Annotated in this window: 14 protein-coding genes and 1 pseudogene; 7 read left to right on the top strand and 8 right to left on the bottom strand. The window is 72.9% G+C overall.

The window, feature by feature from the left end; genetic code table 11:
* Together IE98_RS0140310 and IE98_RS0140305 are read right to left on the bottom strand one after the other, a co-directional pair.
* A partial coding sequence (locus tag IE98_RS0140310; protein ID WP_106976850.1) for a hypothetical protein occupies positions 1-762 on the bottom strand: 762 nt, incomplete at its 3' end.
* 70 nt (positions 763-832) lie between these two features.
* A complete protein-coding gene (locus tag IE98_RS0140305; RefSeq protein ID WP_030277562.1) occupies positions 833-1,546 on the bottom strand; it encodes a GntR family transcriptional regulator in 714 nt (237 codons plus the stop codon).
* A 303-nt stretch (positions 1,547-1,849) separates the two neighbouring features.
* On the opposite strand from IE98_RS0140305, the gene IE98_RS0140295 reads away from it, so the two are divergent.
* From IE98_RS0140295 to IE98_RS0140265, 6 genes are all read left to right on the top strand, one after another.
* Positions 1,850-2,071 carry a hypothetical protein gene (locus tag IE98_RS0140295; protein ID WP_030277560.1) on the top strand — a complete coding sequence of 74 codons (222 nt, stop codon included), beginning with the start codon at positions 1,850-1,852 and terminating at the stop codon, positions 2,069-2,071.
* Positions 2,071-2,253, top strand: coding sequence for a hypothetical protein (locus IE98_RS0140290; RefSeq protein WP_030277557.1), 183 nt, complete (start codon positions 2,071-2,073; stop codon positions 2,251-2,253). The genes IE98_RS0140295 and IE98_RS0140290 overlap by 1 nt, the downstream gene beginning before the upstream one ends.
* 149 nt (positions 2,254-2,402) lie before the next feature.
* Positions 2,403-3,416 carry a hypothetical protein gene (locus IE98_RS49865; RefSeq protein ID WP_030277556.1) on the top strand — a complete coding sequence of 338 codons (1,014 nt, stop codon included), beginning with the start codon at positions 2,403-2,405 and terminating at the stop codon, positions 3,414-3,416.
* 22 nt (positions 3,417-3,438) lie between these two features.
* Complete coding sequence (locus IE98_RS0140275; protein WP_030277554.1) at positions 3,439-3,846, top strand: hypothetical protein; 408 nt, start codon at positions 3,439-3,441, stop codon at positions 3,844-3,846.
* Positions 3,847-3,851: 5 nt separating this feature from the next.
* The gene (locus IE98_RS0140270) at positions 3,852-4,766 is read left to right on the top strand and encodes a hypothetical protein (RefSeq protein WP_030277553.1); all 915 of its coding nucleotides are present in this window, start codon (positions 3,852-3,854) and stop codon (positions 4,764-4,766) included.
* 225 nt (positions 4,767-4,991) lie between these two features.
* Positions 4,992-5,387, top strand: coding sequence for a hypothetical protein (locus tag IE98_RS0140265; protein ID WP_030277552.1), 396 nt, complete (start codon positions 4,992-4,994; stop codon positions 5,385-5,387).
* Positions 5,388-6,103: 716 nt separating this feature from the next.
* On the opposite strand, the gene IE98_RS49860 is transcribed toward IE98_RS0140265, so the two are convergent.
* From IE98_RS49860 to IE98_RS49855, 3 genes are all read right to left on the bottom strand, one after another.
* Positions 6,104-6,367, bottom strand: coding sequence for a hypothetical protein (locus IE98_RS49860; RefSeq protein WP_043176271.1), 264 nt, complete (start codon positions 6,365-6,367; stop codon positions 6,104-6,106).
* 681 nt (positions 6,368-7,048) lie between these two features.
* Positions 7,049-8,797, bottom strand: coding sequence for a relaxase/mobilization nuclease domain-containing protein (locus IE98_RS45545; protein WP_052391586.1), 1,749 nt, complete (start codon positions 8,795-8,797; stop codon positions 7,049-7,051).
* Complete coding sequence (locus IE98_RS49855) at positions 8,794-9,189, bottom strand: MobC family plasmid mobilization relaxosome protein (protein WP_159401230.1); 396 nt, start codon at positions 9,187-9,189, stop codon at positions 8,794-8,796. Before IE98_RS49855 ends, IE98_RS45545 begins: the two co-directional genes overlap by 4 nt.
* A gap of 642 nt (positions 9,190-9,831) precedes the next feature.
* On the opposite strand from IE98_RS49855, the gene IE98_RS0140245 reads away from it, so the two are divergent.
* Positions 9,832-10,074: a hypothetical protein gene (locus tag IE98_RS0140245; RefSeq protein ID WP_030277547.1), complete on the top strand. Its 243-nt coding sequence runs from the start codon at positions 9,832-9,834 to the stop codon at positions 10,072-10,074.
* A gap of 212 nt (positions 10,075-10,286) precedes the next feature.
* On the opposite strand, the gene IE98_RS0140240 is transcribed toward IE98_RS0140245, so the two are convergent.
* The 3 genes and pseudogenes from IE98_RS0140240 to IE98_RS0140230 form a co-directional block, all read right to left on the bottom strand.
* Positions 10,287-11,567, bottom strand: a complete 1,281-nt coding sequence (locus IE98_RS0140240) for a hypothetical protein (protein WP_030277544.1) — start codon at positions 11,565-11,567, stop codon at positions 10,287-10,289.
* Between the two features lie 665 nt (positions 11,568-12,232).
* Complete coding sequence (locus IE98_RS0140235) at positions 12,233-12,547, bottom strand: DUF6303 family protein (RefSeq protein WP_052391584.1); 315 nt, start codon at positions 12,545-12,547, stop codon at positions 12,233-12,235.
* A 50-nt stretch (positions 12,548-12,597) separates the two neighbouring features.
* Positions 12,598-12,915: pseudogene (locus IE98_RS0140230) on the bottom strand (hypothetical protein); the annotation flags it as partial.

Below are 12,915 nucleotides of genomic sequence, written 5' to 3'. Positions count from 1 at the left end.
CGTGGCGCCGGTGGCGTCGGGTGCTGCGGGGAGCTGCTGGGGTGCTGCGGCCGGGAGTTCCGCGGGGGCGTTGACCTGTGCTTCGACCGCTGCGGCGGGTGCTACGGCGACCAGGGTGAACATGGACGACAGGGCGTCGTCGGCGGCGATGGTGAGGCGCTCGCGCTGGACCTGGACCAGGTCGGCGCCGAGCTGGTGGTCGCCGTCGCCGGCCTTCTCGGCGACCTTCCACGCCTTCAGCTCGGCCCTGCGGCGGGTCTTGGCGTCCGGGTGCTGGGCGGCGACGGCCCGCAGGTAGGCCAGGCGGCGGGTGGTGTCGGCGGTGCGGCGTCGGGCCTCGGGGTCGATGCCGGTCCGGTAGACCATGACGCGGCGGACCATGAGGGCCAGGCCCTCGGCCGCGACGCACATGCCCATCGGGGTGATGGCCTGGACGGCGGCGAGCGGGAGGGTGGAGGCGGTGACCGCGCCGACCACTGCGGCGGCGGCGGGCATCGCCCACAGGCCGGTGCGGACCAGGGTCGGGGTCGACTGGGAGAGGGCCGTCAGGACCAGGGTGAGGACGGCCAGGACAGCGGTGGCGCCCTCGCCGGCGGCGATGACGCCGAGTGCGGTGCCGGAGTCGGCGAACGCCCTGGTCATGTTCGAGTAGGTGCCGATGCCGCCCATGACGCCGAAGCCGAGCATGGGCACGGCTGCCGTGACCAGGAGCGCGCGGTGGAGACGGGTCAGCTGTCGGTCATACTGCGTGGTGTGGGACACGGGTTACCTCCGTGGATCACGGGGGCCGCTCCGGAGCGCAATTCCGGCGCGGCCCCGCTTTGTTGGTTGATCAGCTCAGCGGGGTGGACCACCGCAGCACGGTGGAGCCGTTGGTGACCTTGACTGCCACCTCGACGATCCGGCCGTCCGCGAGCAGGACGGTCCGGACAACCTGAGTGACGATCACCGAGCCGGTGAGGCCGCCCAGAGCCTCCTTCTCCGGCTCGGTGGCGAGTCGGCTGGTCACCTCCTCCAGCACCCGCTCCTGCGCGGTGCCGAGACGTTCCGCCGCGAGTTCGCGGGAGCCTCCGGTGGAGACAGCTTCCGCGAGTTCGGGCGTCACCTCGATCACGTACGCCGGGTAGTAGCTCGAACTCAGGTGCACGGGTGCCCCGTCCCGGCTGACGACCCGCCGGCGGACGTGCACCGGTGTGCCGGGCTCGACCTCCAGCCGGGCCGCCACGGTCTCGTCAGCGCCGACCGTGCCGACCTCCACGATTCGGGAGGTCTCGCCAGCGCCCAGCGCCTTGCCGGTGGCCGCGTGGTTACGGACGCGGGCGGCGATGTTGTCGCTGCCTGCCTTCGCCACGACGGTCCCGCCCCCGGTGGTGGCCTCGGTCAGGCCCTCCCCCTTCAGCACCTTGTAGGCGCGGGAGGCGGTCTGCTGCGCTACCCCGAACTCCTGCATCACCTCCCGCAACGTCGGGAGGCGGTCACCCGGCTTCAGCTCCCCTCCCTCGATCTGCCTGCGGAAATGCGCGGCGATATCGGCGTATCCGGCCACGGTTTCCCTCCTCTCGGTGTGAGCGGACGGTGTGACCGCTCTACCGAGAACGGTAGAACACAGAGCCGTACTCTACCAAGGGGGTAGTGCAAATTCGAGTTTTGGTCTACCTTCAGTGATGCAAGAAGCCCCGACCGGAGGCAACCGGTCGGGGCTCAGTTGGCCAACCCCTGTATCGGAGGGACCAGCCGTGCCTGACGCTACCCCCAAGATCCCGCCCATCACCCCCGAGGACCTCCGCCGTGCCGCCGGTGCGGCCGGCCGCCTGCTCTCCCGCCTGGTCGGCGCGAAGGGCGGTGCCAAGTGAGCGGCCTCAGCCTGCCCGGCGTCGGGGCCATCTGGCCCGACGGCGACGCCTACCTCGTCCCGAACCCGGTCAGCCTCTCTCAGCTGCGGGAACTCACCCGCGACGACCGGACCACCGGCGTCACGATGACCACCCGCGACGGCGTCGCCCGCTTCCGCGTGATGGTCAGCGTGAACGGCCGCCCGGCCAGCGTCACCGGCGTGGTGGAGGTCGGCTGATGGGCCTCTGGAACGCCCTGACCGGCAACAGCAGCAGCGACACCCGCACCGGACAGCAGCGCCGTGCGGCGGCCGTCCGGGCCGCCGACCGCGCCGGACACGCCCGCATGGACTCCAAGGTCCGCCGAGCCCGCGCCGTCGACTCCCACCCGGCGCCCCGCGCCTGGTGGCGCTCCTCCTGACCCCACTCCGCATCGGGCCCGGCCCTCACCGGCCGGGCCCCTCAACCGACTTGGAGACAGACCGTGATCTGGATTCTGCTGCTCGTCCTGGTCGACGCCGCACTCGCGGCGTGGGGCATCCGCGAGCTGATCCGCCGGGAGGGCCAGCGATGACCACCACCCCGCCCATCCCCCCGCCCCCGTCCGAGCCGCCCACCGTCGGCATGCCGACCCGCGAGCCCGCTGGCGAGATCGTCACCGAGTGGTGGCGCAGGGAGATTCCGGCCCAGCCGGTGCCCGGCGTCCACATCCCGGTGCCGGTCGAGGCCGGCCACGTCCTGCCCTCGGTAGAGGCTGCCGCCGCCGCGTTCTGGGCCCCGGCCGGGAAGCTGTTCGCCGAGCAGGCCACCGCGATCGCCTCGCAGGTCGGCGAGCAGGTCGGCCAGTTCCTCACCGAGACCGAGCCGCAGCGCTTCGCCCGCCAGCAGGTCGAGTACGAGGCCCTGGTCGACGCGCAGCGGGCCGAGCGTGACGCCGCGTTCGCCGCCGCAGGGGAGACCGCCGCCCAGCGCGCCGAGCGTCACCGGGTCGAGAAGATCCTCACCCCCGACCGGCCGCTCCACCGGGACGACCTGGTGGGCCTGGTCGACATGTTGGGCGCCCGGATCACCGAGACCCCGGAGGACCGGGCCGCCCGCCTGGAGACCGAGCGCGAGACCGCCAAACGGCGGGCCCGCGCGGAGGAGGACGCGCGCCTGGCCGCGGCCGGGGAGACCCCCGAGCAGCGCACCAAGCGCCACCGTCAGCAGCAGCTCGCCGACCAGCGCGAGGCCAAGACCCGGGCCCGCCGCCAGCGCCGCCGGGCCGCCCGCGCCGCCGGCCCCTCCGAGCGCACCTGGCGCTTCCGCCGCTGGTGCGTGCTCACCGCGATCAGCGCCACCGCCGGCTACATGACCGGCCTCGTCCAGCTGATCACCCCGGGCGGGCCCTACGTCGGCCTGCTCCTGGCCGCCTTCGGCTGGGCCCTCGACCTGCACATGCGCGACCGGGGCCGCCTGCGCGTCAGCGAGGTCACCGGGCCCTTCCCCCTCGCGCTCCTGGTCCTGGCCCGCATCCCGGTCGCCTCCGGGCTGGCCGTAGCGCTCGGCCTCGGCAACGTCCTCGCCGCCCTCCCCCTCTACTGACCCACCCGAAGGAGAACCCACCATGAGCACCCTGGTTGCACTCGGCACGGGCGGCGCCGCCACCGCCGCGACCTTCTACCTGTACGTCGGCATCCGCGGGAAGAACAAGATCAAGGTCGACCCGGACCACGTCCCCTACTGGGCGTTCGGCATCGGCCTGCTCGCGGCCAACGCGGGCACCGCCTTCCAGCAGCTCGCGGGCATCGGCCAGCAGCTCAGCACCTCGATGCAGGGCAACGCCGCGCTGGGCGAGTGGAAGACCGGCGCGACGGCCGCCGTGCTGACCATCGCGGTGTTCGGGCTCAAGCCGCGGGCCTGGAAGGACTCCCTGTTCGGTGCGATCGCGCCGTCCCTGTTCGCCGCCGCTGGCGGGCTCTGGGCCCTCCCGGCCAGCATCCTCAGCGGCCTGATCACCTCGTTCCTGGGCTGACCGCCATGGAGAAGATCATCCCCACCGAGGGCCTGCGGGCCACCCTGCTGTGGCCGGTCACCGGCCTGTGCACCGGCACGCCCGTGCTGGTCCGCAGGCTGATGACGCCCCACCGCGAGCGGCGTGCCGAGGCCGCTGCACTCCAGGCCAAGCGGGAGCGGATCGCCGCCGAGGTCGCCGAGGCCGCCGAGGTCGCCTTCGCCAAAAAGCTGATCGCGGAGACCGACCCGGTCAAGCGCGTCGCGCTCCTCCAGGCCCAGGAGGCCGGGCAGGTGGCGGCCCGCGAGGTCGAGCTGGAGCGGGCGAAGGCCGCCCGCAAGGCGAGCTTCGAGAAGTTCAAGGACTCTGCCGGCGCGGCGGCGCTGCTGCTCGTCGTCGGCGGACCACTGGTCTGGTCCCTGGCCCGGCCGTGGGTCGGGCCAGGCATCGGCCTCTTCGCCGGGGTGTGGTGGATCGCCGCGCTGATCCACGCCCCCGCCCCGGCGAAGGCCGCCACCGAGGACGACGAGCAGCTGCTCGACGGCGACGACTTCGACGCCGACGAGGACGGGGACGACCAGGAGGACGAGCCCGCCGCGGCCGTCCCCCCGACCCTCACCGATGCCGAGCTGACCACCACCATCGAGCACATGGTCGCCATCCGCGCCCGGCGCGACGGCGGGGCCGGGAAGGTCCACCTCGCCGAGATCCTGGAGACCCTCCAGCGCCACCACCGCTACACCGGGTACACGGCTCGGGAGTTCGGCACCGCCGTGCGGTCCGCCGGCCTTCCCGTGGAGAAGTCCGTCAGGGTCACCGGGGAGAGCGGCAGCGGGGTCTCCCCGGGCCTCTCCTTCGAGGGCCTGCGCGCCCACCTCGGGCACCCTCCCCGGCTGCCCGCACAGGCGGTCCCCGAACCCGCCCCCGCGGTGGCCGTCTGACCGGCCTCCCCCGACCCACCACCAGAGCCCCCGTTCGGCCCCGGCCGGGCGGGGGCTCTGGCATGCTCGGACAGCCTTCCCCGCCGCTCTCCCCCGGGGAGGACCAGGGCCCCGCCAGCCTCGACTACACCCGGCGGCTGACCTGCGAAAACCACACGACTACACGCCCGACTACACGCCAACTACAGCCCCCGACTACACCCCCGCCGGAAGGGGACGACGATCTTGCACCGGTACCGCTGCGGGGTCTGCCGCACCATCAGCGACCACCAGTACCCCTTCCAGGCTCACGACGAGCAGCGTCGGCACATCGACGCCGTGCACGACGGCCGGGAGCCCGAGCAGCAGAGCATCGCCCCCGTCGACGCCCCGCCCGCGCCCGCCCGCCCCCTCGCCTGGACGCCGCCGGCCCCCGCCTGGGAGAGCGCCAACCGGCAGCTCCTGCGCGGCACTGTCGCCCTGGTGACCCGGTCGAAGCTGTCACTGACCGTCACGCTGGTGGTGACCGCCTTCCTCGGCTGGCGGGTCTACGAGCTGTTCTCCAACCTCGCCGCGGCGCTGCCCCCGCCCCACCCGTTCCCCACCCCGACTCCGCTGGCCCCGCCTCCCGACCGCCCCTGAACCGGGCACGGCACCAAAACCCGCTACGTGACGGGTTCGAGAGCGGGTGTCCGGTTCGCCCGGGCCCCGCGACCGCCCCTCTCCTGCCGCCGGAGGGTGCTCCCGCTCGCGTCACGGCATGCCTCCGGCGGGCCACCCTGCGGAGGGGAGGGGCTGTCCCGATCTTGGGTACGGCGTGCGTCGTGGTGGTGGCTCGACCCGGCGGGGGGTCCCCTCGTCGGACGGCACCGAAGGCCAGCACGGAACCTCGGGGGGCCGCCAGGCCAAGCGGCAAGCCGTCGCGAGCGAGCCTGGCGGCCCCCCGAGAACCCGCGCTCTGGGGCAAGCCCTGCCGCCCAACGAGGGAACCCCCCGCTCGACCCGACCCCTGGGGCGGGAGATCGGCGGGCGACGCGCGCGAAGGCCGGCGCCCCGGCCGGGCCGAGCAGCACCGCGAGGACCGGCCACGGCGGAGCCGACCACCAGGGCGGGCAACGGGAGACCCCAAGTGCCGGGCCGCAAGCGCAACTTCCCCGGGGCCATCGAGGCCCCGGGGAAGTTGTCGACCCTATGGACAGCCGAATGTCCATGACCTGACCTGCGGAGACACCCCCGACGGGCGGAGGACTGACGCAACCTCAGCGGCAAGCCCGAGAAGCAAGCCCCAGAAGCCACCCCGAGTAGCAACCCCAGTGGCAACCGCAGAGGCAACCGCAGAGGCAACCACCCCGCGCGGGTCAGAACAGCGGCAGCGACTCTGCTCCCTCCAGCTCCGCCCCGGCCGGGACCGCCGACCGCACCGGCGGCTGGCCCTTCGTTCGGCGCAGCACCGCCGCGGCCACCGCCTCCTGCGTCTGCCGGGCCTCGTACGCACGCTGGCGGCACGACCGCCGGCAGTAGCGCGGCATCCGGCCCGTCGCCTTCGGCGGCGTGAACGGCCACCCGCACCAGTCGCACTTCAACTGAGCCCGGCCACCCGGCTCCGTAGTCTCCTCGGTCATACGAAGACTCTAACCGTTTCGTCACGTGACGAATCGAGATACGCCCCGGCCACCGAATCCGATCGACACACCCTTGCATCAACCATCCGAAGGTCACGAGCAGCACCATCAAGGAACCCCGACAGGGCGACCATCAAGGAATCCGACGCACCATCAAGGTCTCCACCAGAGACCTTGATGCCCCACTCCTATGCATCACGACGCGACGGCCTCGAATCCCAAGATCCACACCGATCACACCTCTGACACTTCGAGTGCCCCGGGCCGCCGACGGTGGCCGGCCTCACCCCGGGGGGCGGTGCTTCCCGGCGCGAACGGCGGGCCTGGCGGGAGCTCGGGATGCGCGCCGGGGAGTGCCGCGCGTGGCCTGGGTCCAGGGCGCGGCAAGCGGCCCTGGCACCACAGGCGGCAACCCCCGTAGGTACCACCGCAGGTGACACCGGTGGCACTCCCGCAGGTGGCCCCGTAGGCACCACCGCAGGTACCCCGGCCCCTCGCCGGGACCGTCGGCGTCGACGCAGGTCAGCCCGCCTGTCAGGGGGCCCGGAAAATCAGACAACCCCTCTCCTGGTCCTTCTCCCCCTGGGCTGTTGTGTGGTGGTGGGCGTGGGTGGTCGGTCGGACGGCGGCGCGGGGTTCCACCCCTGCGGGGGCCGTTCTTGGTGGTGCGTCTGCGCCGCCTCAGCGGCCCAGACCCGGGCCGCCCTTCCGCGGGTCCTGCCCGGGGCGCAGGTGCGGCGGCCGGGCGCCGTGGGAGGGGCCGGCCTTCTTCGGCGGCGTGCGCCTGGTCCCCGTCGTCGGCGACGTTGAGCGGGCGGCGGCGGCGCGGGCCTGGGCGGCGAGGTCGGCCCGCACCGAGTTCTCCAGCGCGAGGCGGTCCGGCGGGAGCGCGGCGCGGCGCAGCTGCTCGGCGCCGAGCTGGTCGAGCACCTTGCGGGCCTTGGCGGCCTCGACCCGGGCGGCCTGGAGGGGGCCGAGCTGGTCGGTGTACTGGAGCTTGGCGGCCTGCCGGTCCTCGCGGATCGCTGCGGCCTCGGCCGCCGACCAACCGGTGACCAGGTCCTCCAGCGCGCGCACGTACGGCTCGCCGGTGCCCTGCGGGGCGGCCGTCTCGGCCCGGCGCCGGGCATCGTCGGCACGGCGGTCCAGCAGCACCGCCTCGGCCTCGCAACGGGCGGCCCACTCCTCGGCGGCGGCGGCCATCCCCTCCGCGTCCGCGCGCCGCTTGGGCAGGCTCCAGCGGGCGCCGGCCTTCTGCACGGCCTCGGCCTGCACCCGGCGGGCCGCATCGGCCTGCTGCCGCTGCTGGGCGGCGGCGGTGGCGTGCCCTATGGCCTCGGCCTCGGCACCGGCCGCGAGCTCCAGGTCGGCCAAGTACTGGCGCAGCCCCGCCAGGCGGGGCCCGGCGCTGACTCCGGAGGCGATCCCGTCCAGGCGCATCGACGCCGCGGCTTCCCGGGCGAGCGTCTTCTCCCGGGAGTCGAGCGCGGAGCGGGTAACGCGCAGTGCGGTCGGCAGGTCAGCGACGGTCCCGGCCGGGAGGGCGGCGAGCTCCTGGGCGAGCTCGGCGCGCTGCCGACCGACCCGCTCGCGGGCCTCGGCGAGCTTGGTCCGGGCGAGGTCCGCGGTCAGCACCGGCGGCGCGTCGGCCGGGGGCTCCAGCACCGGGGCGAGCTTCTGCCACGCGAGGTCCCGCGCGGTCTTCGAGGCGGTGACCCACACCCGGGCGCCATCGGCGTCCGTCCAGGCCGGGATCGAGAAGCTGTAGCCGTTCATGCGGCCGGTGCTGGCGACGTTCGCCCGGAAGTCGACCCCGGCCTCGGCGAGCAGCCGCTCGAACTCGGCACGGCCCCGGCCCGCGGCGGCGTCCCGGGCCGCGTAGACGGCGGCGCGGATCTGCAGTCGTTCCGGCTCGTCGGCGCCGCGCTTCACCGCCGCGGCCCGCTCCTGCCCGCTGACCTGCGGCGCGGTCCGGTTGGAGAGTGCGCCAGCGTCGACCAGGCCGTGCTCGCGCTCCAGCGCCCGCACGATCGGCATGCTGCGGATGTAGTCGCCGCGGTCCGGCACCGTCCGTCGGTCCCAGCCGACCCGGGACACCGTCAGGTGGATGTGGTCGTCGCCGTGCCGCACCGCGACCCACGGGCACGCCCCGTAGCCCATGCGCTCGACGTAGGCCGTGGCGATCTCGGCCCACTGCCGGTCCGGGAGGATGCCGTCCTCGTCCGGCAGCGACAGCGAGCACCGCCAGATCGGCGAGGTCAGCCCGGACGGCCGGGTGTGGTGGTCGATGATCCGGGCGATCTGCTGCGGGGTGCCCGGCACCGTACCGGCGACCACCCGCGGGTCGTGGTGCTCGTCCCGGCGGCCGGGGCCGAAGTCGTACCGGATCGCCCCGGCGGCCTTCCGCCCCTTGGTGATCTTCGCGATCACGCCGGACCGTCCTCCGGGCCAACCCACGATTCGTCACGTGACGAATCGGTGTCCGGCTCCCAGTCGTTGGCGCCGACCGTGCCAATCCCCCGCACCGCCAGCGCGGCGTTGCCCACCGCCTCGATCGCGGCCTCCAGCCGCGGCAGCAGGTCCGCCGGCAGGCCACCCGAGTGCACCGCACGGGTCAGCTGGTTGAGGTTGTTGCCCACCCCAGCCAGCGCGAGGTAGGCGGCGTGATTCACCTCCGGCACCATCGGGGGCTCCCCCGGCAGGCCCGGATGCCCGGTCAACGCCTCGGTGACGACCGCCCGCACCCACGCCCCGGTCTCCTTGCGGCCCGTCGCGTCCCGGGCTGCCTCCCACTGCACCCGCTCCGCGTCGGACAACCGCACCGACACCGTGTAGTCCCGCTTCCCCGCGGCCGTCAGCCGCCCTCCCCGTGCTGGCACTCCCCCGTCACCTTTCGTCGCTCGCGGGTGCCGGACCGCGCCCCCGGGCGCGGGCTGGCCGGGCACGTCGCCCCCTGGGCGGCGGGCCCCTTCCTGGCCCGAGCGTAGCGAGGGGGCAGGCGAGCAACACCAAGCGAAGCGCCGGTGTCTAGCTCGCTCCCAAGTCGACGGCTGGGGAGGGCGGCCAGCGCCCGGACCGGTCGGCGGCTTGGGCGGCACCGGAGTTCGGCTTGACCGGACGTCACCAGCCCTCACGCCCGGGGCCCTGGGCCCCGGGCTCCGGCGCTCGCGCCGGAGGGAGCGGCCCCGGCCCACTGCCGCCGACGGCGCCGGGTCAGTCCGTCCGGCGGCGGGACGGCGGTACCAGGTGTCTGCCGAATTGCCATAGGGACCGAGGAGGCTCAATCGAGCGATAGATCGAGCTTCCAGGGACATTTCTGCAGCTCAGATCCGTTGTCTATAACGCAAGCTGACGGGCACTTGGGAATGCCGTACAATCGAACCGTGCCGAGGCGAGGACTGCCTCGGTTCTGTCGTATCCGGGGAAGTTTCCCCACAGTCAACCCTAAGGAGCTTGGTACCCCTATGCCTGAAACCAACAAGAAGATCATGAACCACACCCGCACATCGCCACAGAAGGAGAAGCACCGCATGGCTACTGAGCTGCAGAAACAGCAGGATCGAGCCCGCATGAAGGTCACCGTCGTGGGTGGCCTCCTCGCGATCGTGGCTGCAATGATCAATGCCGGAGGATCGGAAGTGATTCACCATTTCTATCCGGAGAAGCCGGAAACGGTTAATTCAACGATTTCCCATCCGAAGCAGTAATGGTGGGAATTACCGCCAGGAATCAAAGTCGAATCGCGGATCCAATCCGCGAATAGATTCTGATTAGGTGGAGCGCGGCCGGTTGTTGCCCCGGCCACGCGCTTGTTCAGCGGTCCTTAGAGAACCGCTGGGCAAGCGCGTGGCTGGTCAACACCGGCGTAAGCGCTGGTCAGAACCTTTCGGACCCGGCATCGTCAGCGGTGCCGGGTCCGTCAGCGGGCGGCACGGATCCTGGTCATCGCAGCCTCGACCTCGCCCGGCCGGGCCTCCGCGATGGCTCGGCGGCGGCGCCGGAACTCAGCCGCGGCGGCCTCAGCCTCGGTGAGCTCCACCGAGGCCTGCGCGGGCACGAGCACCGCGGCCTGATCGACGGGTTCGGCCGGCACCTCGGTGTCGGTGCCGTCCTCCGGCGGCGCAGGCAGGACGTCGCGGTCCCAGACCAGATCCCAGCTCTCGATCAGCGTGCGCACCCCGGCCTCGCCGAGCGACTCGGTCGCCCGCAGCAGAGCCAGACGGCGGCCCGGGTGGTAGGCGATGTGTCGGTACCAGGTGCGGGCCGGGATGACCGCGACCGCCTTCAGACCATCGCCCTCGTCGGCCGCGATCTCGGCGTCCGACCGGCCGTCCTGCTCGATCTCCAGCATCCGGATCAACTTGTTCAACGACTGCGACCGGTAGTGCTTGCGGACCTTGTAGACGCCGCGCTCGCGCTCACGGTATTTCTCAACCAGCGGGCCCGGCTCGCCGCGCTCCAGCAGCTCCTGGGCGGCCAGGTCGCCGAGCTGCAGCGGCGACATGCGGCCCCAGCGGCGACCGTCCTTGAAGTCCGATCGGGTCAGCTCCAGGCCGATCCCAGCAGTGCCCTTGTCCCCGTCCTTGTACAGGTAGCGGGCGGTTTCGCCCTCCTCGTCGGCGCCGATGAACCGGACGTCGGTGCCGTGGCCCTCGCCGCCGCACGGGCAGTTCGGCCGGTCGCACTTCGTGCTGACCTCGTGTCCGCCGGCACCGAGCACTGCCTCGCGCCAGGTCGCGGCGACCGCACGGCGGAAGCCGTCAAGCAGCTGCTGCCGCTCCTCGCCGGTGACGTCGGCGGGGACTTCGAGTACCCACAGCACGTGCCAGTGCAGGTGCCACCCGCTCTCGCTGCCCCAGGTGTCCTCGAAGGCGCGCTCGTACCCGACGATCCCGTACCCGTCCCGCAGACGCCGCCAGGGGCGCCCTGCGGACCCGTAAGCGCCCTTCCAGGCGTCGTGCAGCACCGCGACCAGGCCACCGCGCTGACCGTCCCTCAGCGTGCCGTACGGCATCCGGCCGTAGTGGCGCAGCGTGTTGGTGCCGAGTGCCAGCACGTACCCGGCGGCGGCCAGGCCATCGGCGGCGGCCTGCACGTTGGCGGCGCGGACGGCGAGCACCTTGCCCATGCAGACCGGGCAGAGGTGGACGCTGTGGCAGGTCTGCACCCCGGCGAAGGAGGCGGCCAGCGGACCCGCCATTACCTTCGCCTCACCGCCCGGCAGGAGCCGCTTCCCGCAGCTGCAGAACGCCGACCCGACCGCTACGGTCTGATGCCGGTCGCGGCGCTCGTACCGGCCGTCCCGACCACCCTCAGCGGAAGGTGTCCGTTTCGGGGTGCTTTCTCCCCGAGACCCCCTCTGACCTGGGGTGGACGGAATTTTTCCCTTACTACTAAAGCGCGCGTCCCTTTTTGCTCGGGAAGTGCCGCCTCGACCCGCCGCCGGGGTGGTCGCCCCCGCCTTTTCGGCCGCCACAAGGGCCCGCTTGGCCCGCTTCTTGCAGGCCTCGGAACAGTAGATCTTGGGCCGCTTCCCGGGAGTGTGCTCGACCGGGGTTCGACATGACGCGCAGACCGGGCGGCCGGTTGGAACCGGCCGATCCTCGCGGGTCGGGTGGTCGGGGGCAGAGCTGTTCCGTACGCTGGTCACGTCGCCTCGGTGAGTTGGTAGCTGGTCGAGGTTCGGCGTCGAGGTCCGGGTGTGTGAGAGCCCCGGACCTTCGCCGTTTCTGGAGTTAGAGACCCGATCCTGCCGTGCGGAAGCGATCTACGGGGTGGAACGCGCCGACCGGGTCTGATGGGACTTCAATGGGCAAAGAGAGCCGGGACGCTGGGAGGCGCCCCGGCCCTCGAAGCTTCTGCTGGTCAGTCTTCCAGCGGGCGGACGTGGGTAACGGCGGTGAGCTCCACCAGCGCGCGCGGGTTGTCCTCCCAGGGCTGGGTCTCGGACCAGTCCCACTTGGGGGCCCTGTCCGGGGTGGCGTACCGGTAGCCCATGCCGTCCAGCGCTGTGGTGCGCTGGTGGACGGTGGGCGGGTTGCTGGTAGACCAGGTGGCCTCGGGCCAGTTGCTGGCCAGGCCGGGCAGCACGACGAACAGGCGCCAGCCGGGGGCGTCGGGCTGGTTGCTGACGAGCTGGGCGCGGTAGGCGTCGGCGGTCTCGGTCTGCTGGTTGGTCATGGGTCGATCCTCTCGGCTGGACAGGGCAGTTCGGGGTTGGTTCGCGCGGGTCAGGGCGCGGTGGTGCCGAGGGAGCGCCAGGCATCCCACAGTCGGGCCTCGGTGGCGACGTAGCCGCTGCTGCGGAACGCGGCGATGGCGGCCCGGCCGGACATGGGCGGGTTGGTGGAGAACTTGAGCCAGCGGAGGACGGCGGCGACCTGGGCGTCGCTCATGGGCGTGCCGGGGGTGGGCTCGGCGAGGCAGGCGACCGCGCAGACCTCGGCGAGCGTGGCGCCGGTGGCGTCGGGTGCTGCGGGGAGCTGCTGGGGTGCTGCGGCCGGGAGTTCCGCGGGGGCGTTGACCTGTGCTTCGACCGCTGCGGCGGG

Source organism: Streptomyces sp. NRRL B-24484 (assembly GCF_000717715.1).
Classification (GTDB): Bacteria; Actinomycetota; Actinomycetes; order Streptomycetales; family Streptomycetaceae; genus Kitasatospora.
This window is presented reverse-complemented; position numbering and strand designations above follow the sequence as displayed.

Bases quoted from the DNA above. Each gene is read 5' to 3' on its own strand.
- IE98_RS0140245 (WP_030277547.1), top strand. From the start codon at position 9,832: ATGCCTGAAACCAACAAGAAGATCATGAACCACACCCGCACATCGCCA.
- IE98_RS49860 (WP_043176271.1), bottom strand. From the start codon at position 6,367: ATGACCGAGGAGACTACGGAGCCGGGTGGCCGGGCTCAGTTGAAGTGC.
- IE98_RS0140240 (WP_030277544.1), bottom strand. From the start codon at position 11,567: ATGGCGGGTCCGCTGGCCGCCTCCTTCGCCGGGGTGCAGACCTGCCAC.
- IE98_RS0140235 (WP_052391584.1), bottom strand. From the start codon at position 12,547: ATGACCAACCAGCAGACCGAGACCGCCGACGCCTACCGCGCCCAGCTC.
- IE98_RS0140275 (WP_030277554.1), top strand. From the start codon at position 3,439: ATGAGCACCCTGGTTGCACTCGGCACGGGCGGCGCCGCCACCGCCGCG.
- IE98_RS49865 (WP_030277556.1), top strand. From the start codon at position 2,403: ATGACCACCACCCCGCCCATCCCCCCGCCCCCGTCCGAGCCGCCCACC.
- IE98_RS0140270 (WP_030277553.1), top strand. From the start codon at position 3,852: ATGGAGAAGATCATCCCCACCGAGGGCCTGCGGGCCACCCTGCTGTGG.
- IE98_RS0140290 (WP_030277557.1), top strand. From the start codon at position 2,071: ATGGGCCTCTGGAACGCCCTGACCGGCAACAGCAGCAGCGACACCCGC.